The organism is Streptomyces sp. NPDC006372 (genome assembly GCF_040612515.1).
GTDB lineage: Bacteria > Actinomycetota > Actinomycetes > Streptomycetales > Streptomycetaceae > Streptomyces.
In genome coordinates this window covers 185350-205717 of the sequence record NZ_JBEXQJ010000005.1, presented here as the reverse complement: position 1 = coordinate 205717, position 20368 = coordinate 185350, and the positions used below count along the sequence as shown (strand labels likewise).

At 72.2% G+C, this 20368-nt stretch carries 19 protein-coding genes and 1 tRNA gene; 16 read left to right on the top strand and 4 right to left on the bottom strand.

Translation table 11 applies throughout. From position 1 onward, the window contains the following. The first annotated feature begins 3 nt into the window (after positions 1 to 3). From glp to ABZ016_RS12335, 6 genes are all read left to right on the top strand, one after another. Positions 4 to 1341: a gephyrin-like molybdotransferase Glp gene (gene glp / locus ABZ016_RS12360; protein ID WP_356916507.1), complete on the top strand. Its 1338-nt coding sequence runs from the start codon at positions 4 to 6 to the stop codon at positions 1339 to 1341. 62 nt (positions 1342 to 1403) lie between these two features. Beyond that, a complete protein-coding gene (gene moaC, locus ABZ016_RS12355; protein WP_356916506.1) occupies positions 1404 to 1943 on the top strand; it encodes a cyclic pyranopterin monophosphate synthase MoaC in 540 nt (179 codons plus the stop codon). Further along, positions 1940 to 2440, top strand: coding sequence for a MogA/MoaB family molybdenum cofactor biosynthesis protein (locus ABZ016_RS12350; RefSeq protein WP_356916505.1), 501 nt, complete (start codon positions 1940 to 1942; stop codon positions 2438 to 2440). The genes moaC and ABZ016_RS12350 overlap by 4 nt, the downstream gene beginning before the upstream one ends. A 23-nt stretch (positions 2441 to 2463) precedes the next feature. Then, positions 2464 to 3084 carry a GNAT family protein gene (locus ABZ016_RS12345; RefSeq protein ID WP_356916583.1) on the top strand — a complete coding sequence of 207 codons (621 nt, stop codon included), beginning with the start codon at positions 2464 to 2466 and terminating at the stop codon, positions 3082 to 3084. A gap of 172 nt (positions 3085 to 3256) precedes the next feature. Then, positions 3257 to 4429, top strand: coding sequence for a gephyrin-like molybdotransferase receptor GlpR (gene glpR, locus ABZ016_RS12340; RefSeq protein WP_356916504.1), 1173 nt, complete (start codon positions 3257 to 3259; stop codon positions 4427 to 4429). A gap of 83 nt (positions 4430 to 4512) precedes the next feature. Next, positions 4513 to 4586: transfer RNA gene (locus ABZ016_RS12335), tRNA-Ala, on the top strand. Between the two features lie 67 nt (positions 4587 to 4653). Here ABZ016_RS12335 and ABZ016_RS12330 read toward each other — a convergent pair. Then, entirely contained in the window at positions 4654 to 5130 is a 477-nt protein-coding gene (locus tag ABZ016_RS12330) for a GNAT family N-acetyltransferase (protein WP_356916503.1), read from the bottom strand. A gap of 69 nt (positions 5131 to 5199) precedes the next feature. Between ABZ016_RS12330 and ABZ016_RS12325 the strand changes: the two genes are divergently transcribed. Then, the gene (locus ABZ016_RS12325; protein WP_356916502.1) at positions 5200 to 5994 is read left to right on the top strand and encodes an exodeoxyribonuclease III; all 795 of its coding nucleotides are present in this window, start codon (positions 5200 to 5202) and stop codon (positions 5992 to 5994) included. Here ABZ016_RS12325 and ABZ016_RS12320 read toward each other — a convergent pair. Next, positions 5991 to 6635 (bottom strand): MerR family transcriptional regulator, encoded by a 645-nt coding sequence (locus ABZ016_RS12320; protein ID WP_356916501.1) that lies wholly within the window; start codon positions 6633 to 6635, stop codon positions 5991 to 5993. The genes ABZ016_RS12325 and ABZ016_RS12320 overlap by 4 nt on opposite strands. A gap of 129 nt (positions 6636 to 6764) precedes the next feature. Here ABZ016_RS12320 and ABZ016_RS12315 point away from each other — a divergent pair, with 129 nt between their 5' ends. From ABZ016_RS12315 to ABZ016_RS12300, 4 genes are all read left to right on the top strand, one after another. After that, on the top strand, positions 6765 to 8294 hold the full coding sequence (locus tag ABZ016_RS12315; protein WP_356916500.1) for an NAD(P)/FAD-dependent oxidoreductase: 1530 nt from the start codon (positions 6765 to 6767) through the stop codon (positions 8292 to 8294). Beyond that, on the top strand, positions 8291 to 9214 hold the full coding sequence (locus ABZ016_RS12310; protein WP_356916499.1) for an alpha/beta hydrolase: 924 nt from the start codon (positions 8291 to 8293) through the stop codon (positions 9212 to 9214). Before ABZ016_RS12315 ends, ABZ016_RS12310 begins: the two co-directional genes overlap by 4 nt. Continuing rightward, positions 9211 to 10095, top strand: coding sequence for an SDR family oxidoreductase (locus ABZ016_RS12305; protein ID WP_356916498.1), 885 nt, complete (start codon positions 9211 to 9213; stop codon positions 10093 to 10095). The genes ABZ016_RS12310 and ABZ016_RS12305 overlap by 4 nt, the downstream gene beginning before the upstream one ends. Before the next feature lie 76 nt (positions 10096 to 10171). Then, the gene (locus tag ABZ016_RS12300) at positions 10172 to 10378 is read left to right on the top strand and encodes a hypothetical protein (protein WP_345662528.1); all 207 of its coding nucleotides are present in this window, start codon (positions 10172 to 10174) and stop codon (positions 10376 to 10378) included. A gap of 93 nt (positions 10379 to 10471) precedes the next feature. Here the strand turns inward: ABZ016_RS12300 and ABZ016_RS12295 are convergent, their stop codons facing one another. Further along, positions 10472 to 13729 carry a S41 family peptidase gene (locus tag ABZ016_RS12295; RefSeq protein ID WP_356916497.1) on the bottom strand — a complete coding sequence of 1086 codons (3258 nt, stop codon included), beginning with the start codon at positions 13727 to 13729 and terminating at the stop codon, positions 10472 to 10474. Between the two features lie 190 nt (positions 13730 to 13919). Between ABZ016_RS12295 and ABZ016_RS12290 the strand changes: the two genes are divergently transcribed. From ABZ016_RS12290 to ABZ016_RS12270, 5 genes are all read left to right on the top strand, one after another. Then, positions 13920 to 14519 (top strand): TetR/AcrR family transcriptional regulator, encoded by a 600-nt coding sequence (locus tag ABZ016_RS12290; RefSeq protein ID WP_356916496.1) that lies wholly within the window; start codon positions 13920 to 13922, stop codon positions 14517 to 14519. Positions 14520 to 14623: 104 nt separating this feature from the next. After that, entirely contained in the window at positions 14624 to 16864 is a 2241-nt protein-coding gene (locus ABZ016_RS12285) for an MMPL family transporter (RefSeq protein WP_356916495.1), read from the top strand. A 576-nt stretch (positions 16865 to 17440) separates the two neighbouring features. Beyond that, positions 17441 to 17956 (top strand): YbaK/EbsC family protein, encoded by a 516-nt coding sequence (locus tag ABZ016_RS12280; protein ID WP_356916494.1) that lies wholly within the window; start codon positions 17441 to 17443, stop codon positions 17954 to 17956. Further along, positions 17953 to 18798, top strand: coding sequence for a DMT family transporter (locus ABZ016_RS12275; RefSeq protein WP_356916493.1), 846 nt, complete (start codon positions 17953 to 17955; stop codon positions 18796 to 18798). The genes ABZ016_RS12280 and ABZ016_RS12275 overlap by 4 nt, the downstream gene beginning before the upstream one ends. 71 nt (positions 18799 to 18869) lie before the next feature. Continuing rightward, on the top strand, positions 18870 to 19145 hold the full coding sequence (locus ABZ016_RS12270; protein WP_356916492.1) for a DUF1876 domain-containing protein: 276 nt from the start codon (positions 18870 to 18872) through the stop codon (positions 19143 to 19145). Positions 19146 to 19169: 24 nt separating this feature from the next. Here the strand turns inward: ABZ016_RS12270 and ABZ016_RS12265 are convergent, their stop codons facing one another. Then, entirely contained in the window at positions 19170 to 20333 is a 1164-nt protein-coding gene (locus tag ABZ016_RS12265) for a serine hydrolase domain-containing protein (protein ID WP_356916491.1), read from the bottom strand. Between the last annotated feature and the right edge of the window lie 35 nt (positions 20334 to 20368).

Sequence of the window (20368 nt, the reverse complement as noted above, 5' to 3'; positions counted from 1 at the left end):
CCGTTGAGCAGCACCGCGCCCCACGTCACCGGCCAGGACCACTCGGGCCCCGACCACCTCTGGTCGGTGGACGAGCACCTGGAGGACATCCTCGCCACCGTCCGCCCCCTGGAACCCATCGAGCTGCACCTGCTCGACGCCCAGGGCTGCGTCCTGGTCGACGACATCACGGTGCCGGTCTCCCTGCCGCCGTTCGACAACAGCAGCATGGACGGGTACGCGGTGCGGGTCGCCGACGTGGCGGGCGCGAGCGAGGAGTTCCCGGCGGCCCTGGAGGTCGTCGGGGACGTCGCCGCGGGCCAGGCCGAGCCGCTCCACGTGGGCCCGGGCCAGGCCGCCCGCATCATGACCGGCGCCCCGCTGCCGCCCGGCGCCGAGACGGTCGTGCCCGTCGAGTGGACGGACGGCGGGCTCGGCGAGGGCCCGGTCCGCGGGATGCGCGCCCGCACCCTCGCCCCCGAGGGAGCCACCGGCCACGTACAGGTGTACCGCCCGGCCGAGCCCCGCGCCCACGTGCGCGCCAAGGGCAGCGACGTCAAGGCCGGCGACCGCGCCCTGGAGGCCGGCACCGTCCTCGGCCCGCCGCAGATCTCCCTGCTCGCCGCGATCGGCCGCGGCACCGTCCGGGTCCGCCCGCGCCCGCGGGTGGTGGTGCTCTCCACCGGCAGCGAACTCGTCCAGCCCGACGCGGAACTGCGCACCGGTCAGATCTACGACTCCAACAGCTTCGCCCTCACCGCCGCCGCCCGCGACGCCGGCGCCATCGCCTACCGCGTGGGCGCCGTCGCCGACGACGCCGAGACCCTGCGCTCCACCATCGAGGACCAGCTGGTCCGCGCCGACCTGGTGGTCACCACGGGCGGCGTGAGCGTCGGCGCGTACGACGTCGTCAAGGAGGCGCTGTCCCACGTCGGCGACGAGGACGAGGCGGGCAGCGGCATCGACTTCCGCAAACTCGCCATGCAGCCCGGCAAGCCCCAGGGCTTCGGCTCCATCGGCCCCGACCACACCCCGCTGCTGGCCCTGCCCGGCAACCCCGTGTCGTCGTACGTCTCCTTCGAGCTGTTCGTCCGCCCCGCGATCCGCGCCCTCATGGGCCTGGAGGACGTCCACCGGCCGACGACCCGGGCCACCCTGGCCGCCGGCAAGGCGCTGACCTCCCCGAAGGGCCGCCGCCAGTTCCTGCGTGGCAGGTACGCCGACGGCCGGGTCACCCCGGTCGGCGGCGCCGGATCCCACCTGGTCGCGGCCCTCGCCCACGCGGACGCGCTGATCGTCGTCCCCGAGGACACCGAGTCCGTCGAGCCCGGCACCGAGGTCGAGGTGGTCCTGCTCGGCTGAGCCCCGCTGGTTGGGGGTACCGTGTCGCGCACAGCAGGCCCGGACCGGGAGCGCCACACAGCATGAGCACGCAGGACCCCCCTACGCAGGGCAACCCGTCGCAGGACGCCCCTCCGCAGGACACCCCTTCGCAGGACCGACTGACGCACATCGACGAGGCGGGCGCCGCCCGCATGGTGGACGTGTCGGAGAAGGACGTCACCGCGCGCACCGCCCGCGCCAGCGGACGCGTCCTCGTCTCGCCCCGGGTGATCGAGCTGCTGCGCGGCGAGGGCGTCCCCAAGGGCGACGCCCTCGCGACCGCGCGGATCGCAGGGATCATGGGCGCGAAGCGCACCCCGGACCTGATCCCGCTCTGTCACCCGTTGTCGATGTCCGGTGTGAAACTGGACCTGTCGGTCGCGGACGACGCCGTGGAGATCCTGGCCACCGTGAAGACCACGGACCGCACGGGCGTCGAGATGGAGGCCCTCACCGCGGTCTCCGTCGCCGCGCTCACCGTGATCGACATGGTCAAGGCGGTCGACAAGGGAGCGGTCATCACGGACGTACGGGTGGAGGAGAAGACGGGCGGCAAGTCGGGCGACTGGAGCCGGGCATGATGTACCGCGCTCTCGTCGTCACCGCCTCCAACCGGGCCGCCGCCGGGATCTACGAGGACAAGGGCGGCCCGCTGATCGCCGACGGCCTGAAGCGCTTCGGCTTCGAGACCGACGGCCCGCAGGTCGTCCCCGACGGCGACCCGGTGGAGGCGGCCCTGCGCGCCGGTGTCGAGGCCGGCTACGACGTCATCGTCACCACCGGCGGCACGGGCATCTCGCCCACCGACCGCACCCCCGAGGCGACCCGCCTGGTGATCGACCACGAGGTGCCGGGCATCGCCGAGGCCATCCGGGCGTTCGGCCGGGAGAAGGTGCCGACCGCGGCGCTCTCCCGGGGCCTGGCCGGAGTGGCCGGGGGCACGCTGATCGTCAACCTGCCCGGCTCCAGCGGCGGTGTGAAGGACGGACTGGCGGTGCTGGAGCCGCTGCTGGTCCACGCCGTCGAGCAGCTCCGCGGCGGCGACCACCCCAGACCCAGCAGCGGGGGTGCGAGCTGAACAGCCCATCCTGGCCCGTCGAGCTGGTGGACGGCGACATCGTCCTCAGGCCGATAAAGCTGCGCGACCAGCGGGCGTGGCGCGAGGTCAACCGGCGCAACCGCGACTGGCTGCGCCCTTGGGAGGCGACCATTCCGCCGCCCGCGCCCGGCGGGCCGCTCGCGCACCGCCCGACCTTCCGCCAGATGGTCCGCCACCTCAGGTCGGAGGCGAACGCGGGCCGGATGCTGCCCTTCGTCATCGAGTACCAGGGGCGGCTGGTGGGGCAGTTGACGGTCGCCGGGATCACCTGGGGCTCGATGTGCTCGGGGCACGTCGGGTACTGGGTGGACGAGTCGGTGGCCGGCCGCGGGGTGATGCCGACGGCGGTGGCGCTCGTGGTGGACCACTGTTTCCGCACCGTCGGACTGCACCGCATCGAGGTCTGCATTCGCCCCGAGAACGCGCCGAGCCGCCGGGTCGTGGAGAAACTCGGATTCCGGGAGGAGGGGCTCAGGCCGCGTTATCTCCACATCGACGGCGCTTGGCGCGACCACCTCGTCTTCGCGCTCACCGCGGAAGAGGTGCCGGACGGGTTGCTCAGACGCTGGCACCGGGCACGATCGCAGAGTAATCCGGGTATGCGGCACCACCCCGGTAATTGAATAAGTGTTCGAAATTGATCGGCTGATGACCGTCTCAGGGCATTGAATTCCCGGCCTCGGTGGTCTGCTGATCGCATCGGTCACAAAAAAAGTTCGAAATATCAGCCAGATCGTGCGACACACCGGCGCAATTGGCGGATGGCCTCACGCAAACCCCTCTACGGTGTGAGACGTGAGCAGCAGCGGCCTCATCTACGCAGTCATTGTCGGGGCCTGGGCCGCCTACTTGGTGCCGATGTGGCTCCGTAGGCAGGACGAGCTGAACGAGGCCCGTCCGACGGAACGCTTCAGCACCGCCATCCGGCTGCTGTCCGGACGGGCGGGGATGGAGCGCCGGTACGCCAAGGACCTGCGGGCGCGCTCCACCGACGAGGGGGAGCAGGACGCCGACCTGGACGCCGTCACCGACTCGGTGGACGTCCGGGCCTTCGCCGTGTCCAAGACCCGTCCTCAGACCCAGGCACCCGTACCGTCGCCCGCCCCCGAGCAGGCCCGCCCGGCGCCCGGCCCGAACGCGCCGGGCGACGACCGCCGGCGCGGCCGGGTGCCCGCCGCGCGGCGCGGCCCGTCACCCCAGTCCCAGGCGGCCGCAGCACGAGCCCGGCGCTCGAAGGTGCTCGCGCGCCGTCGGCGCACCACCATCATGCTGTTCCTCGCCTTCACCCTCGGCGCGATCGTGGCCGCGGTCGGCGGCCTCGCGTTCCTGTGGGCCCCGGGCGTGCCCGCCGTGATGCTCAGCGTCTACATCGCGTACCTGCGCACCCAGGAGCGCCGCCGCTTCGCCTACCAGATGGACCGCCGCCGGGCCGAGGCCGCCGCCCAGCGGCTCCGGGAACGGCAGCGCCAGCCCCGTCGGCGCGCCTCCGCCGACGAAGAGGCCGACGAACCGGAGGGGGGACCCGAGCCGGTGGCCGACCCCGGTCTGTCGGCCCTCGCGGCGGACCGGCGCGCCCTCGTCGAGCAGACCGACCACGCCGAGTGGGTCGACCAGCAGCGCGAGCGTCAGCGCCGGCCGGGACAGGGCGACAGCTGGGAGCCCGTGCCGGTGCCCCTGCCGACCTACGTGACCGCACCCGTCGCACCCCGGGCCACCAGCGACGTGGACCTCGGCGCCCCCGACACCTGGAGCTCGGCGCGATCGAGCGCGGTCACCCCGGACCTGGAGGACGAGGCCCACCCCGCGGACCCCGGTGAGGCGGAACACCGCTCGCAGGAGAGGGGCGACGACGACGGGCGCAGTGACGCCCGCCGCGCGGCCTCCGCACGGCGGGCCCGAGAGCGCGGCCGCACGCCGCTGTTCGATCAGTACGAGGACGGGGACCGGCCCCGGGCCGCCAACGAATAGGCCCGCGAAGCCGCAGGTGACCGCCCTACGGGAACGGATTTCCAAGCAGGCCGATCGGGGTGCTAAAGTTTCACTCGTTGCAAGGGCCTGTGGCGCAGTCCGGTAGCGCACCTCGTTCGCATCGAGGGGGCCAGGGGTTCAAATCCCCTCAGGTCCACGCACAGATCAGAGCCCCGGTCGGGATCCCCGACCGGGGCTCTGACGTGTGTTCAGCGCCACACGGCTCAGAGGCTCTTCGCGAAGCAGCGGCTCGCCTCGTAATGGCGGTAGTAGCCGAACTTCGCGCACGGCTCGTAGCCGCTGGACGTGTACAGGGCCATGGCCTCCGGCTGCTTGAGGCCCGTCTCCAGCACCATGCGGACCCGGCCGGCCGCGCGGGCGTCCTCCTCCAGGGCGGCCAGGATGCGACGGGCCAGACCCCGGCCGCGCACCTGCTCCACCACGTACATGCGCTTGAGCTCGGCGTCGCCGTCCAGGTTGCCCTCGCCGTTCGCCTCCTGGGCACGCCAGCCGCCCGAGGCGACCGGGGTGTCGTGCTCGTCGTACGCGATCAGGTAGATGCCGTTCGGCGGATCGAAGTCCGACGGGGCCATGGGCGTGGCGTCACCGTCGTCGCCGTAGCGGACGGCGTACTCGGCCTGGACCTGATCGTTCAGCTTCACGGCGTCGGGGTGGTCGAAGGAGACCCGGCGTATGTGCATGCGAGCCACCGTATTCGATCCGGATCTGGACCTGGTCCAGTGTGCCGGTATCGTGCCGGGGTGCTCACTGTGACCTCTGTGAATGTGAACGGACTGCGTGCCGCCGCGAAGAAGGGCTTCGTGGAGTGGCTCGGGCAGACGGAAGCCGATGTCGTGTGCCTCCAGGAGGTGCGCGCCGAACCGGAACAGCTGCCCGAGCACGTCCGTGCCCCCGGGGGCTGGCATGTGACGCACGCGCCGGCCGCCGCCAAGGGCCGGGCCGGCGTCTCCCTCTACACCCGCCGCGAGCCCGACCGGGTCCAGGTCGGGTTCGGCTCGCAGGAGTTCGACGGCAGCGGGCGCTACCTGGAGGCGGACCTGCCCGGGGTCACCGTCGCCTCCCTCTACCTCCCCTCGGGCGAGGTCGGTACCGAACGGCAGGACGAGAAGGAGCGCTTCATGGGCGAGTTCCTCGCCTACCTCAAGGGGCTCCGGGAGCGTGCCGCCGCCGACGGGCGCGAGGTGCTGGTCTGCGGCGACTGGAACATCGCCCACCAGAAGGCCGACCTGAAGAACTGGCGCGGCAACCAGAAGAACTCCGGGTTCCTGCCCGAGGAGCGCGACTGGCTGTCCCGTGTCCTCGACCCGGCCGACGGTGGCTACGTCGACGTCGTCCGCGCCTTGCACCCGGACACCGAGGGGCCGTACTCGTGGTGGTCGTACCGGGGGCGGGCCTTCGACAACGACACGGGCTGGAGGATCGACCTGCACGCCGCGACCCCCGGGCTCGCCGAGCGGGCGGTCAAGGGGTTCGTGGAGCGGGCCGCGACGCATGCCGAGCGCTGGTCCGACCACGCCCCGGTGACCGTGGTGTACGACCGCTAGCCCTGCTTTCGCATCCGCCGGTCCAGCGCCAGCGACAGTTCCGCCTCCACCACGCTCCGGGCCAGCGGGCGCAGGCGGGGCAGGTCGGTCTCGGAGGCGTGGCGGAGGACCAGGGTGGTGAAGAGTTCGGCCAGGGCGTCGGCGTGGGTGCGGACCTGTTTGGCCGCGTGGAGGACCTCGGCGAGGGGGATGCCCTCGTGGACCAGGGCCGAGGAGACGTCCAGGAGGCGGCGGCTGATGTGGACGATCTCGCCGCCGTCGGTGCCGAGGTAGCCCAGTTCCATGGCGGCGGCGAGGTTCTCGGGCGTGGCCTCGCCGGCGAAGTGGTCGGCGAGTTCCTCGGGGGTGAGGTGGACGGGCTCCTCCTCGGTCGGGGCGCCGACGCCGAGCAAGTCGCCGACGTCGCGGCCGTGGTCGAAGGCCTCGGCGAGTTCCGCGATGCCGCTGAGGGTGTGGCCGCGGTCCAGCAGTGCCGTGATCGTGCGGAGCCGGGCCAGGTGGTCGTCGTCGTACCAGGCGATGCGGCCCTCGCGGCGGGGTGGCGGGATCAGCTTGCGTTCGCGGTAGAAACGCAGGGTGCGCACCGTGATCCCGGCCAGGCGGGCCAGCTCTTCCATGCGGTATTCACGCTTCTCGGCCACCTGGGCACCTTAAGGCGTACCAGGGGTAACTTCCTCGTCCCGCCCCCTACCCATCAGTACGCCACTGCCCTACGCTCCCATTGCGCCAGTGTTCACTGGCGCGGTCTCGTGGTGTGTGGAGGTGTCGGCATGGGCGAACGCGAACACGAACGCGAGCATGTGCGGGTCGCGGTGGTCGGGTCCGGATTCGGTGGACTGGGGGCCGCCGTACGGCTGCGCCGCGAGGGCGTCACCGACTTCGTCGTCCTGGAGCGGGCGAGCAGCGTCGGCGGCACCTGGCGGGACAACAGCTACCCGGGCTGCCGGTGCGACGTGCCGTCGCATCTCTACTCGTTCTCCTTCGCGCCCAACCCCGACTGGCCGCGCACCTTCTCGGGCCAGGAACACATCCGCGCCTACCTGGAGCACGTGACGGACGTGTTCCGGCTCCGCCCGCACCTCCGCTTCGACTCGGAGGTGAAGCGGATGACCTGGAACGGCGAGCGGCTGTGCTGGGACATCGAGACCAGCAGCGGGAGCCTGTCGGCGGACCTCGTCGTGTCGGCCACCGGGCCGCTGTCCGACCCGAAGATCCCGGCCGTCCCGGGTCTGGACTCCTTCCCGGGCGAGGTGTTCCACTCGGCCCGCTGGGACCACGACTGCGACCTGCGCGGCAAGCGCGTCGCCATGGTGGGGACCGGCGCCTCGGCCGCCCAGATCGTGCCCGCCATCCAGCCCGAGGTCTCGCGCCTGACCCTGTTCCAGCGCACCCCGCCCTGGGTGATGCCCCGCGTCGACCGGGACATCAGCGGCGCCGAGCGGTGGCTGCACCGGCAGCTGCCCTTCACCTCGCAGCTCAGGCGCGGACTGCTGTGGGGCATCCGGGAGTTGCAGGTCCAGGCGTTCACCAAGCACCCGAAGCAGCTCGGCCTCGTCGAGGACCTGGCCCGGCGCAACATGGCCCGCTCCATCAAGGACCCGGCCCTGCGGGCGAAGCTCACCCCCGACTACCGCATCGGCTGCAAGCGGATCCTGCTGTCCAGCGACTACTATCCGGCGCTCGCGCAGCCCAACGTGGACGTGGTCGCCAGCGGGCTCGCGGAGGTCCGCGGGTCCACCCTCGTCGCCGCCGACGGCAGCGAGGCCGAGGTGGACGCGATCGTCTTCGGAACCGGCTTCCACGTCACCGACATGCCCATCGCCGAGCGGGTCGTGGGCGCCGACGGGCGGACCCTCGCCGAGAGCTGGAAGGGCGGCATGGAGGCCCTGCGCGGCGCCAGCGCGGCCGGCTTTCCCAACTGGATGACGATCATCGGGCCCAACACCGGCCTCGGGAACTCCTCCATGATCCTCATGATCGAGTCGCAGCTGAACTACCTGGCCGACTACGTCCGCCAACTCGACGTCCTCGGCGGACGGGTCGCCCTCGACGCCCGCCCGAGCGCCGTGCGCGCCTGGAACCACCGGGTGCAGGAGCGCATGAAGCGCACCGTGTGGAACACCGGCGGCTGCACCAGCTGGTACCTCGACGCGAGCGGCCGCAACACCACCATCTGGCCCGGCACGACCGGAGAGTTCCGGCGAGCGACCCGCAGGGTGGATCTCACGGAGTACGCCGTCCTGCGGACCCCCGCGGCCAGGAAGACCATCGCGCAGGAGAAGGCCGAGGTGGACGCGTGAGCCGTCTCCTCCACGTCGACTCCGGCCCCTACGCCCCGCCCGCCCCCGCGCGGGAACTGACCGCCGTCTCCGCCGACGGCGCCCGGCTGCACGTCGAGGTCCACGGACCCGACGGCGCCCCGGCCGTCGTCCTCGCCCACGGCTGGACCTGCTCCACCGCCTTCTGGGCGGCGCAGATCCGCGCACTGGCCGCCGACCACCGGGTCATCGCCTACGACCAGCGCGGCCACGGACGCAGCCCCGCGAGCCCCGCGTGCAGCACCGACGCGCTCGCCGACGACCTGGAGGCGGTCCTCACCGCCACCCTCGCCCCGGGCGAACAGGCCGTCATCGCCGGGCACTCCATGGGCGGCATGACCGTGATGGCGGCCTCCGGCAGGGCCGTCTTCCGTGAGCACACCGCCGCCGTCCTGCTGTGCAGCACGGGCAGTTCGCAGCTGGTCGCGGCCGCCACCGTCGTACCGATGCGGGCCGGGCGGCTGCGGACCTGGCTGACCCGGCGGATCCTCGGCTCCCGCGCCCCGCTCGGGCCGGTCACGCCGCTGGCCCGCCGGATCCTCAAGTACGGCACGATGGGCCCCGGTTCGGCCCCGCACATGGTCGAGGCGTGCGCCCGCATCGTGCACGCCTGCCCCCGCAAGGTCCGCCACACCTGGTCGCACGTGCTGGACCTGCTCGACCTCGACCACGGCGTACGGGAACTCGACGTGCCCACGGCCGTGGTCGTCGGTACGGCGGACCGGCTGACCCCGCCGGCGCAGTCCCGGGCCCTGGCCGCCGCGCTGCCGCACTGCGCGGGACTCACCGAGCTGCCCGGCATCGGCCACATGACCCCGGTCGAGGCACCCGAACTCGTCGGCGCGAAGATCCGGGAACTGGCCGCCGCACACATCCACGTCGTGACCGAGGAGAGCGCATGAGCAGGGTGAACCTCGAAGGGAAGGTCGCCGTGGTGACCGGGGCGGCGCGTGGCGTGGGGGAGTTGCTGGCCCGCAAGCTCTCCGCGCGCGGCGTGAAGGTGGCGCTGGTCGGCCTGGAGCCGGACGCCCTCAAGGAGGTCTCCGGGCGGCTGCACAGCGACAGCGACCACTGGCACGCCGACGTCACCGACCACGAGGCGATGGCCCGGGTCGCGAGCGAGGTGAAGGAGCGCTTCGGCAGGGTCGACATCGTCGTCGCCAACGCCGGTGTCGCCACCGGCGGGCCGTTCGCCGACTCCGACCCGGAGTCCTGGCGGCGGGTGATCGAGGTCAACCTGGTCGGCTCGGCGGTGACCGCCCGCGCCTTCCTGCCGATGCTGCTGCAGAGCCGGGGCTATCTGCTCCAGATCGCGTCCCTGGCCGCGATCACCCCGGCGCCGATGATGACCGCGTACTGCGCCTCCAAGGCGGGCGTGGAGGCGTACGCGCACAGCCTGCGCGCCGAGGTCGGGTACCGGGGCGTGAAGGTCGGTGTCGGGTACCTGTCGTGGACCGACACCGACATGGTGCGCGGGGCCGACCAGGACGACGTCATGCGGGAGTTGAGGCAGCGGCTGCCCTGGCCGTCCAACAAGACCTACCCGCTCGGACCGCCCGTGGACCGGCTCGTGACCGGGATCGAGCGGCGCTCCAGCCATGTGTACGGGCAGTGGTGGCTGCGCGGCATGCAGGGCGTGCGCGGCTACCTGCCCGGGGTCGTCGGGACGGTGGGACAACGGGAGATGCGGCGGTTCGCGGACCGGCTGACGGGCATCCGCACCGGCCTCGTCGGGGCGGGTGGAGCGGCCGATGAGCAGCAGCGGACTACGCTCCGTAAGTGATCGACATGCGCAGGGTCATGACCCGTGTGAATCTGATCGAGCCAGATCCCCTCACCCCCAACGGGAGTGAACCCACATGGGTATGAAGGACCAGTTCCAGGAGAAGTCCGAGCAGTGGCAGAACCAGGCCCGCCAGAAGGCCGACCAGGCCCGCGAGCAGATGCAGGGCCGCGGCCGCCGGCGCGACGAGGACATGGACTCGCCGCAGCACCCGCAGCGTGACCGCGACCGTGAGCGGGAGCGCGAGCAGGAGGACCGCTTCGACCAGGACTACGACGCCTGACGTTGCGCGCTGAACGGAAGGGGTGCCTCGCGCGGGGCACCCCTTCTCGCGTCCCCCGGCTTCCTCACCCCCGGCTCCCTCACCCCCGGCTTCTCACGCCCTGGGCGGCAGCTTCGGGCGGGAGCGGTCCGGTACGTCGCTGTAAGTCGGCGGCTTCGCCGCGGGGTTGGTCTCCAGCAGCCCGAGGGCCAGCTCCACCGCGTCGGTCAACTGGGCGTGCCGGCCCTCCGCCCAGTCCAGCGGGGTGCGCAGGACGTCGATGTCGGGGGCGACACCCCGGTTCTCCACCGACCAGCCGTACGCGTCGAACCAGGCCGCGTTCATCGGCACCGTGATCACCGTGCCGTCCCCCAGTTCGTGGCGGCCGGTCATGCCGACCACACCGCCCCAGGTGCGCTGCCCCACCACCGGGCCCAGCTTCAGCAGCTTGAACGCGGCGGTGATCATGTCGCCGTCGGAGGAGGTCGCCTCGTCCGCCAGCGCCACCACCGGGCCACGCGGCGCGTTCGAGGTGTACGACACGGGCTGCGCGTCGCGGGTCAGGTCCCAGCCGAGGATCGTGCGGCTCAGCGTCTCGACGACCAGCTCGCTGATGTGGCCGCCGGCGTTGCCGCGCACGTCCACGATCAGTGCCGGGCGGGACACCTCCATGCGCAGGTCGCGGTTGAACTGCGCCCAGCCTGAACCGCCCATGTCCGGGATGTGCAGATAGCCGCAGCGGCCCCCGCTCAACTGCCTGACCACCGCCCGGCGTTTGGCCACCCAGTCCTGGTAGCGCAACGGCCGCTCGTCGACCAGCGGGACGACGGCGACCCGGCGCGGCGGGCCCTCACCCTCCGGTGGCTTCGCCGGCGGGGAGAAGGTCAGCTCCACCGTCGTACCGCCCGCGCCCGCCAGCAGCGGATACGGGCCCGCGTCCGGATCCACCGGTCGGCCGTCGACGTGAGTCAGCACGGCCCCCTCCCGGATGCCCGTACCGGCCAGCGGGGAACGGGCCTTGGAGTCCGAGGAGTCGCCGGCCAGGATCCGCTTGACGGTCCAGCCGTCGTCCCGGCGTACGAAGTTGGCGCCCAGCAGACCCTGCCGGCGCTGGTAGTGCGGCGGTCCCTCGTTGCGCCGGGCGGCGGTGACGTAGGCGTGGGAGGTGCCCAGCTCGCCCAGCACCTCGCGCAGCAGGTCCGCGAACTCGTCCGGGGACGCGACCCGTTCGACCAGCGGACGGTACTGGTCCAGCACCCCGTCCCAGTCGATGCCGCACATGCCCGGCTCCCAGAAGTACGCCCGGATCAGCCGCCCGGCCTCCTCGTACGCCTGCCGCCACTCCGCCGCCGGGTCGACCACGTGCAGGATGCGGCGCGCGTCGATCCACACCGTCGTGTCCGAGTCGCCCTGCTCGGTGGCCGGCACCGCGCGCAGCTCGCCCTCGTCGACCACGACCAGCCGGGTGCCGTCGCCGCTGACCGCGAAGAAGTCGAGGTGCAGGGCGAGTTCGGACTTCCTGGCGTTGGTGATGCCGAAGTGCTCCAGCGTCGGCCGCCCGCTGGTGTCGTCCGGGTTGGCGAACGTCTCGCCGAGCGCGCCCGAGATCGGCCAGCGCAGCCACACCAGCCCGCCGCCCGCCACCGGATGCAGCGCCGAGTACTTGGAGGCGGCCACCGGGAAGGGCGTGACCCGGCTCTCCAGCCCCTCCACCTCGACGGTCACGGCCCCGTTCTCCCCGTTCTCGTCGTCCTCCACCGGGTCCAGGCCCCCGGCGGCCGGGCGGCCCTCCGGGTTCACCGCGAACGGGGAGGGCGTCGCGGAGGACAGCGGGACGAGGTAGGGGCGGCAGCCCAGCGGGAAGGACAGGTCGCCGGTGTGCACGTCGTAGACGGGGTCGAAGCCGCGCCAGGAGAGGAAGGCGAGGTAGCGGCCGTCGCGTGTGAACACCGGGTTCTCGTCCTCGAAACGGCCGTTGGTGACGTCGACGACGAGCCGGCCCCCTTCCGCGGCCCCGGTGAGCCGGGCCATCTTGATCTGCCGCAGCGTGCGCCCGATACCCGGATGCGACCAGGTCAGCCACTGCCCGTCCGGGGAGAACGCGAGATCCCGCACAGGCCCGTTGACCGACCGGATCAGCTCACCGACCTCGCCCTCGGACTCCTCGGTGACGTCGACCAGCAGCAGCCGCCCGTCGTGCGAGGCGACCGCGAGCCGTTCGCCCGCCGGGTCCGACACCAGCTCGCGCACCCGGCCCAGGGCGCCCGAGGCCAGCCGCCTGGGCACGCGGTCGCCGCTCGCCCGGGGAAGGGAGGCGATCTCGATCGCGTCCTCGCCCTCCGCGTCCGTCACGTACGCCACCCGCCCGCTCGCGCCGAGCATCTCCGGCATCCGCACCCGGACGCCCGGGGTGTCGGTCAGGGTGCGGGCCGGACCGTCCCGGTGGGTGAGCCAGTACAGGCTGCCGCGGACCACGACGGCACTGGCCCGCCCGGTCTCGTCGACCGAGATCCCGTCCACGTGCTGGGCCGCCGCCACCTGGTACGGACGCCGCCCCGCGCGCGGCCCGCCCAGCCGTACGTCCAGCCGGCGCGGCTCCGAGTCCGGCGACAGGTCGTCGACCAGCCACAGGTCGCCCGCGCACTGGTACACCACCCGGGTGCCGTCGCCGGCGGCGTGCCGGGCGTAGAAGGCGTCGTGGTCGGTGTGGCGGCGCAGGTCGGAGCCGTCGTAGGCGCAGGAGTAGAGGTTGCCGACGCCCTCGTGGTCGGAGAGGAAGGCGATCCGGCCGCCGACGAACATGGGGGAGTGCAGATGGCCGCCGAGACCGGCCAGCAGCCGTTCGCCGTGCAGCCACAGCCTGCCCATGGCCCCGCCCCGGTACCGCTTCCACGAGGCCGGTTCGTGCGGCGGGGTGCCGGTCAGGAGGAGGGACTTGCGCTCTCCGTCGATGTCGGCGACCTGGATGTCGGCCACCGGCCCCCAGGGCAGCTTGCGGCCCGGGTCGCCGTCCGGGGAGACCTTGTAGGCCCAGGTGAAGTAGGAGAACGGCTCGCCGTGGGAGGCCACGGCCAGGATCTCGCCGTCGGGGGTCCAGCCGCAGACCCGGGTGTCGGCGCTGCCCCAGTGGCTGAGCTGCCGGGCCGGGCCGCCGTCCACCGGGGCGAGATGGACCTCGGGCACCAGGCTGCGCCAGCTCGTGTACGCGAGATGCCGGCCGTCGGGCGAGAAGCGGGCGGGGCCCGTCTTGGTGCGGTCGACGGTGAGCCGCCAGGCGCGGCCGGGGCTGTCGAGGGGGGCGAGCCAGAGGTCGTCCTCGGCCACGAAGCACAGCAGGTCGTCATGGAGGTGCGGCAGACGCAGATAGCTCACCTCCCCATGCTTTGCCCGGGGGCGTACCGCAGCAAGTCAGGGCAAACGGGGTGCGGTGACGGTGCGGTGACCCATGACACGTACGAAACCGTTTCGTTTCTATCGGAGGCTGCGCTACATTCGTCGTGTACGAAACCGTGTCGTTCGCGGCAGGTACCGCCGCAGGAACCGGAGGAGGAAGGTGACAGGGATGGCCGAGGCCGCCGCCGCGCGCCGCAGCCGGATCACCCCCGAGCGTGAGGCCGAGCTGTACGCGGCCGTCCTCGATCTGCTCCGCGAAGTCGGCTACGACGCCCTCACCATGGACGCCGTGGCCGCCCGCACCCGGTCCAGCAAGGCCACGCTCTACCGCCAGTGGGGCGGCAAGCCGGAGCTGGTGGCGAAGGCGATCCGGCACAACAAGCCGGGCAGCATCTCCGACGTCGACACCGGAACCCTGCGGGGCGACCTGCACGCCATCACCTCGCGTGAGGACGACTGCGCCATGCAGCAGAACGCCGCGCTGATGCGGGGTCTGTTCATGGCGGTGCACGGCAACCCGGACCTCCTCCAGGCGTTCAAGGAACTGCTCATCGAACCGGAGATGGAGGAGTTCCACCGCATGGTGCGACGGGCCGTCGACCGCGGTGAGGTCCGCGCCGACTGTCCGGCCCTGGAGTACGTCGTGCACATGCTCATCGGCGCGTTCGCCACGCGCACGCTGATCGACGAGCAGCCGCCGACCCAGGAGTTCCTCATCTCGTACATCGACGCCGTGGTCCTCCCCGCCCTCGGCGTTCCCGTCAGCTGACGAGTCTCCTTCAGCAAGCCCTCCACCTGACGTAACCGCTCACGTCGTCGGGCTGATCAGCCCTGCCCAGAACCGACCCCACGACCTGAACGGGAGTAGCCCTCGTGGCGACATTCCTCTACAAACTCGGCCGGCTCTCGTTCCGGCGACGGCACTTCGCAGCCCTGATCTGGGTGGCCCTGCTGACCCTCGCCGGAGTCGGCGCGGCCAGCGCGCCCGCCGCGGGCAACAGCTCGTTCTCCATCCCCGGCACCGAGGCGCAGAAGGCCTTCGACCTGCTGGAACAGCGCTTCCCCGGGGCCAGCGCCGACGGAGCGACCGCACGCGTCGTCTTCAAGGCGCCGGACGGCGAGAAGATGACCGACGCCGGCAACAAGGCGACCGTCGAGAAGACCGTGCGGGCCCTGTCCGACGGCTCCGAGGTCGCCCGCGTCACCGACCCGTACCAGGCGAAGGCCGTCAGCAGGGACGGCACGATCGCCTACGCGCAGGTGTCGTACAAGGTCTCCGGCATGGAACTCGACGACGCCGCCAAGGATGCCCTGGAGGACAGCGCGCAGGACGCGCGGGAGGCCGGGCTGACCGTCGAGATCGGCGGTGACGCGCTCCAGGCGGTTCCGCACACCGGCTCCAGCGAGATCATCGGTATCGCGGTCGCCGCGGTCGTCCTCGTCATCACCTTCGGCTCACTCGTCGCGGCCGGGCTGCCGCTGCTGACGGCGCTCATCGGCGTGGGCATCGGCGTCTCCGCGATCACCGGCCTCGCCAGCGCCCTCGACCTCGGCACGACCACCTCCACCCTCGCGATGATGATCGGCCTGGCGGTCGGCATCGACTACGCGCTCTTCATCGTCTCCCGCTACCGCGCGGAACTGGCCGAGGGCCGCGAACGCGAGGAAGCGGCCGGCCGCGCGGTCGGCACCGCGGGCTCCGCCGTGGTCTTCGCCGGCCTGACGGTCGTGATCGCCCTGGTCGGCCTCTCCGTCGTCAACATCCCGATGCTGACGAAGATGGGCATAGCGGCGGCGGGCACGGTGGCCATCGCGGTCCTGATCGCCCTGACCATGATCCCGGCGCTGCTCGGCTACGCGGGCCGCAGGGTCAAGCCGATGGGCGAGAAGGGCAAGCTGCTGGGCCGGGCTGCGAAGAAGCCTTCGGGGGACCCTTCGAGCGAGCCTTCGACCAAGCCGCAGCGCCCCAACCTGGGCACGCGCTGGGCGAGCTTCGTCGTCCGCCGCCCCGTCGCGGTCCTGCTCCTCGGCGTCGTCGGCCTCGGCGCGGCGGCCCTCCCGGCGAGCTCCCTGGAACTGGGCCTGCCCGACGACGGCTCCCAGCCCACCTCCACCACCCAGCGCCGTGCCTACGACCTGCTCTCCGAGGGCTTCGGGCCGGGCTTCAACGGCCCGCTCATGGTCGTCGTCGACGCGAAGGGCAGCGACGACCCGAAGGCGGCCTTCACGCAGGTCGGCGACGAGATCAAAGGCCTGAAGGACGTCGTCACGGTGACGCCCCCGGCGCCCAACAAGGCCGGTGACACGGCGACCATCACCGTCATCCCCGGCTCCCAGCCGTCCTCCGTCACGACGGAGAACCTGGTGCACGGCATCCGGGACGCGGGCGCGGACATCAAGGCCGACACGGACGCGAACGTCCTCGTCACCGGCAGCACGGCGATGAACATCGACGTCAGCGAGAAACTCAACGACGCGCTGATCCCCTACCTGGTCCTGGTGGTAGGCCTGGCCTTCCTCCTCCTGATCGTCGTCTTCCGCTCGATTTTGGTCCCCCTGAAGGCGGCCCTCGGCTTCCTCCTCTCGGTCATGGCGGCCCTCGGCGCGGTCGTCGCGGTCTTCCAGTGGGGCTGGCTGTCGGACCTGATGGGCGTGGAGCAGACGGGCCCGGTCATGTCGATGATGCCGATCTTCATGGTCGGCGTGGTCTTCGGCCTTGCGATGGACTACGAGGTGTTCCTCGTGACCCGGATGCGGGAGGCCTACGTCCACGGCGAGAAGCCCGCCCAGGCGATCGTCACGGGCTTCCGGCACGGGGCGAGGGTGGTGACCGCCGCGGCCGTCATCATGATGGCCGTCTTCGCCGGCTTCATCGGCTCGTCCGAGTCCATGGTCAAGATGATCGGCTTCGGCCTCGCGATCGCGGTGTTCTTCGATGCGTTCGTCGTCCGCATGGCCATCGTCCCGGCCGTCCTGGCCCTCCTCGGCCGCAAGGCCTGGTGGCTGCCCAGGTGGCTGGACCGGGCCCTGCCGAACGTCGACGTGGAGGGCGAGGGCCTGCGCCGCTCGTCCGCCGACCGAGGGGACACGGACCGGGAACTGGCCCGCACCTGACGCTCCCCACTGCCTGAGAAACAGGCCGGTGAGGGCTCCGTAGGACGGGGCGCCCTCATCGGCCGCGGGCCGAATTCCTCACGTACGTCACGAAGTAACTGTCGGGGCCGCCCGCTTCTTTGCCAGTGTCGTGCTGGAGCGGCCTGCCTCAAGGGCGCTTCGCGTCGGCTCCGCCGATCGGCCTGCGGCCGACCCTTGACCCAGGCCGCTCCAGCACGTGAGAGAAGCGAGCGAGCGGCCCGGAAAGGCGGGTGGCCAGAGCCCGTTGCCCCCAAGCAGTAAGTGGAGTGTTTCGGCCACTACGCTCTCTGGCTACCTGGGCTGATGCAGGCTGGGGGCCGCCCAACCGCTCCTTTACCGCTTCCACGACAGCCGAGAGCACCGAGCACCGAAATCACCACCGGCCGCCGCACCGCCCGGACCCGCCCCGCGCCCTCCGACTCCCTCACCCACCGGTCGCCGCTTAGCCCGCCCGGCGTGCTGGCGAGGCGCGAGCGCTCCGCCTCTCGCCGGGTGGCTTCTGCTCGGGAAGTACTCGCTCGCGTGGCTCATACACCCACCGCTACCGTGCCCCCCATGACGACGACAGCCGCCACTGACGCCGAGAATTCCGGAGCGCACCCCTTGTTCGCCCAGGCCCTGCGGGAGCTGGGGCTCGCGGACGTGCTCACTCGGATCCGCCGGTTTCCGGAAGCCACCCGTACCGCCACCGAGGCAGCCGCCGCTGTCGGGTGTGAGTTGAGCCAGATCTGCAAGTCGCTGATCTTCGCGGCGGACAAGGTGCCCGTGCTGGTGCTCATGGACGGGGCCTCCCGGGTCGACCTCGAACTCGTCCGTAAGGAGCTCGGTGCCGACAAGGTCACCCGGGCCAAGGTGGACCTCGTCCGGGAGACCACCGGGTACGCCATCGGCGGTGTGCCGCCCTTCGGGCACCGGACGAAGACGCGCGTTCTCGCCGACCGTTCCCTGCTCGCGCACGAGACCGTCTGGGCCGCCGCCGGGACGCCCTACACCGTCTTCCCCATGACACCCGCGGACCTCGTCGCCCACGCCGGCGCCACTCTCGTGGACGTGCGCGAGAGCGCCTCGTGACGCCGCTGGTCACCATTGCCGTACTGCTCGCCGCCGTCACGCACGCCAGCTGGAACGCCATCGCGCACAAGATCACCGACAAGCTGGCCGGATTCGCGCTGATCTCGGGCGGTGGGCTGCTCATAGGGCTGGCCATGGCGCCCTTCGTGGCGTTCCCTGCGGGCCGGGCCTGGCCCTATCTGCTCGTTTCCGCCGTCATCCACATCGGTTACTACGCGCTGTTGATGACGTCGTTCCGGCTGGGCGACTTCGGGCAGGCCTATCCCATCGCGCGCGGCACCGCGCCCCTGGTGGTGACGGTGCTCGCGGCGGTCTTCGCCGACGAGGTGCCCGACCGGTGGGCCGCCGCCGGTATCGCCCTGTCCTGCGCGGGGCTGACCGGCGTCGCCCTGTGGGGCCTGCGCGGGCACCGGCCCGACTGGGCGGCGATCGGAGCGGCCCTGGCGACCGGGCTGACGATCGCGGCGTACACCGTCGTCGACGGGCTCGGCGTGCGCGCCTCCGGGTCCTCCCTCGGGTACATCGCCTGGCTGATGGCGGTCCAAGGGGTCGTGATCCCGGCGTACGCCGTGAGCCGCCGGCGCGGGAAGACCGTGGCGACCCTGCGGCCGTTCGCGGGGATCGGCCTGGTCGGGGCCGCTCTCTCCGTCGCCGCCTACGCCCTCGTGCTGTGGGCCCAGACCAAGGCCGAACTCGCGCCCATCGCCGCCCTGCGCGAGTCGTCCATCATCGTGGGTGCCGCCATCGGGGCCGTGTTCTTCAAGGAGCGGTTCGGGGCGCCGCGGATCGCCGCGGCCGGGCTGCTCGTCGTCGGGATCGGGCTGATGCTGCACGCCGGATAGGGGGGAACGGACAGGTGCGTTCGCCCCACCTGAGGAGCACCCTGGAACTAGGTCTTCCGGAGGTGATCCTCATGATGCACACCACGGTGGGATGGCACGTCGAGATGGAGTTCAGGGAAGACGACCAGCACACCCGGGCGGTCGCCATGGTCAGGCTGCCCGACGGCACCGAAGTACGGGCGCACGGGCACGCCAGCCGGCATCGGACCGACGCCAATCAGCCGAGGGTCGGGGAGGAGATCGCCGCGGCCCGGGCGCTCAACGAACTCGCCATGCAGTTGCTGACCAAGGCCCACGAGGAGATCGACCAGGCATCCGGGCGGACGTCCCACCCGATCCACGTCTAGAGCCGCCCCACGTCCAGGGCCGCCTCAGAGACCGATGGCCCCCCGCACCGCCCTCACCAGCCCCTGTGCCCGCGGGTCCGCCGTCACCGTCTTGCGGAAGCCGTTGGTGACGTAGCCGAACGCGATCCCGGTGTCGGGGTCGGCGAAGCCGAGGGCGCCGCCGCGGCCCGGGTGGCCGAAGGAGCCCGGGGTGAGGAGGGGGGAGGCGCTGCCGTGCAGCATGTAGCCGAGGCCGAAGCGGGTGCCGACCACCAGGACCCGGTCGGGGCCCGCCGACTCCTCGGCCCGGGCCAGTTCGACCGTCTCCGGCGTGAACAGGCGGGCGGCGCCGGAGGTGTCGCCGATCAGTGTCGCGTAGAAGCGGGCCAGTCCGTCCGCCGTCGCTATGGCGTTGGTGGCGGGGAGGGCCGCGGCGCGGTAGGCCGGGTCGTTCTGGTCCGGGAACGGGGTGATGGCGGCGAAGGCCCGGCGGGTCAGGGACGTCGGGTCCTCGTAGGCCTCGGTGACGGAGCGCTTGGGGCGGCTGCGCAGGCCGCCCGCCGGCTCGGGTCCGTCGACGCGGCCCGCGCGTCCGACCCGGTCGGCCTCGGTGTCCGGCAGGCCGAGCCAGAGGTCCAGGCCCAGCGGGCCGGTGAGCTGTGCGGCGAGCCACTCGCCGGTGCCCTGCCCGGTCACGCGCCGTACCAGTTCGTCGAGCAGCCAGCCGTAGGTGAGGGCGTGGTAGCCGTGGTCGGTGCCGGGCTCCCAGGCGGGGGCCTGGGCGGCGACCGCCTCGGGGCCCCGGAGCGGGTCGAGGGCCTGCTCGGGGGTGAGGGGCTGGTCGAGCACCGGGAGGCCGGCCCGGTGGTTCAGGACGTGCCGGACCAGCACGCGTTCCTTGCCCCGCGCCTTGAACTCGGGCCAGTAGTGGCCCACCGGCGCGTCCAGGTCCAGCTGTCCGCGCTGGTGCAGCAGCAGGAGTACGGCGGCGGCGACGCCCTTCGTCGCCGAGCGCACGACCTGTGCGGTGCCGTGCTCCCATGGGTCCGTGCCGTCGACGTCCTTCGTGCCGGCCCACAGGTCGACGAGCCGCTGCCCGTCCCGGTAGACGGCGACCGCGGCGCCCCGCTCCCCGAGCGACTCGAAGTTCCGTACGAACGCTTCCCTGACCGGCTCGAAGCCCTCGGCCACTGTGCCGTGCACGTCCACGTCCGTACTCCTCGTCTCGCTGTGGCGTTCTGGGT

Excerpts from the sequence above, each read along its gene's own strand:
- moaC (WP_356916506.1), top strand. The coding sequence starts at position 1,404 with ATGAGCACGCAGGACCCCCCTACGCAGGGCAACCCGTCGCAGGACGCC.
- ABZ016_RS12350 (WP_356916505.1), top strand. The coding sequence starts at position 1,940 with ATGATGTACCGCGCTCTCGTCGTCACCGCCTCCAACCGGGCCGCCGCC.
- ABZ016_RS12330 (WP_356916503.1), bottom strand. The coding sequence starts at position 5,130 with ATGCACATACGCCGGGTCTCCTTCGACCACCCCGACGCCGTGAAGCTG.
- ABZ016_RS12315 (WP_356916500.1), top strand. The coding sequence starts at position 6,765 with ATGGGCGAACGCGAACACGAACGCGAGCATGTGCGGGTCGCGGTGGTC.
- ABZ016_RS12305 (WP_356916498.1), top strand. The coding sequence starts at position 9,211 with ATGAGCAGGGTGAACCTCGAAGGGAAGGTCGCCGTGGTGACCGGGGCG.
- ABZ016_RS12300 (WP_345662528.1), top strand. The coding sequence starts at position 10,172 with ATGGGTATGAAGGACCAGTTCCAGGAGAAGTCCGAGCAGTGGCAGAAC.
- ABZ016_RS12290 (WP_356916496.1), top strand. The coding sequence starts at position 13,920 with ATGGCCGAGGCCGCCGCCGCGCGCCGCAGCCGGATCACCCCCGAGCGT.
- ABZ016_RS12280 (WP_356916494.1), top strand. The coding sequence starts at position 17,441 with ATGACGACGACAGCCGCCACTGACGCCGAGAATTCCGGAGCGCACCCC.
- ABZ016_RS12270 (WP_356916492.1), top strand. The coding sequence starts at position 18,870 with ATGATGCACACCACGGTGGGATGGCACGTCGAGATGGAGTTCAGGGAA.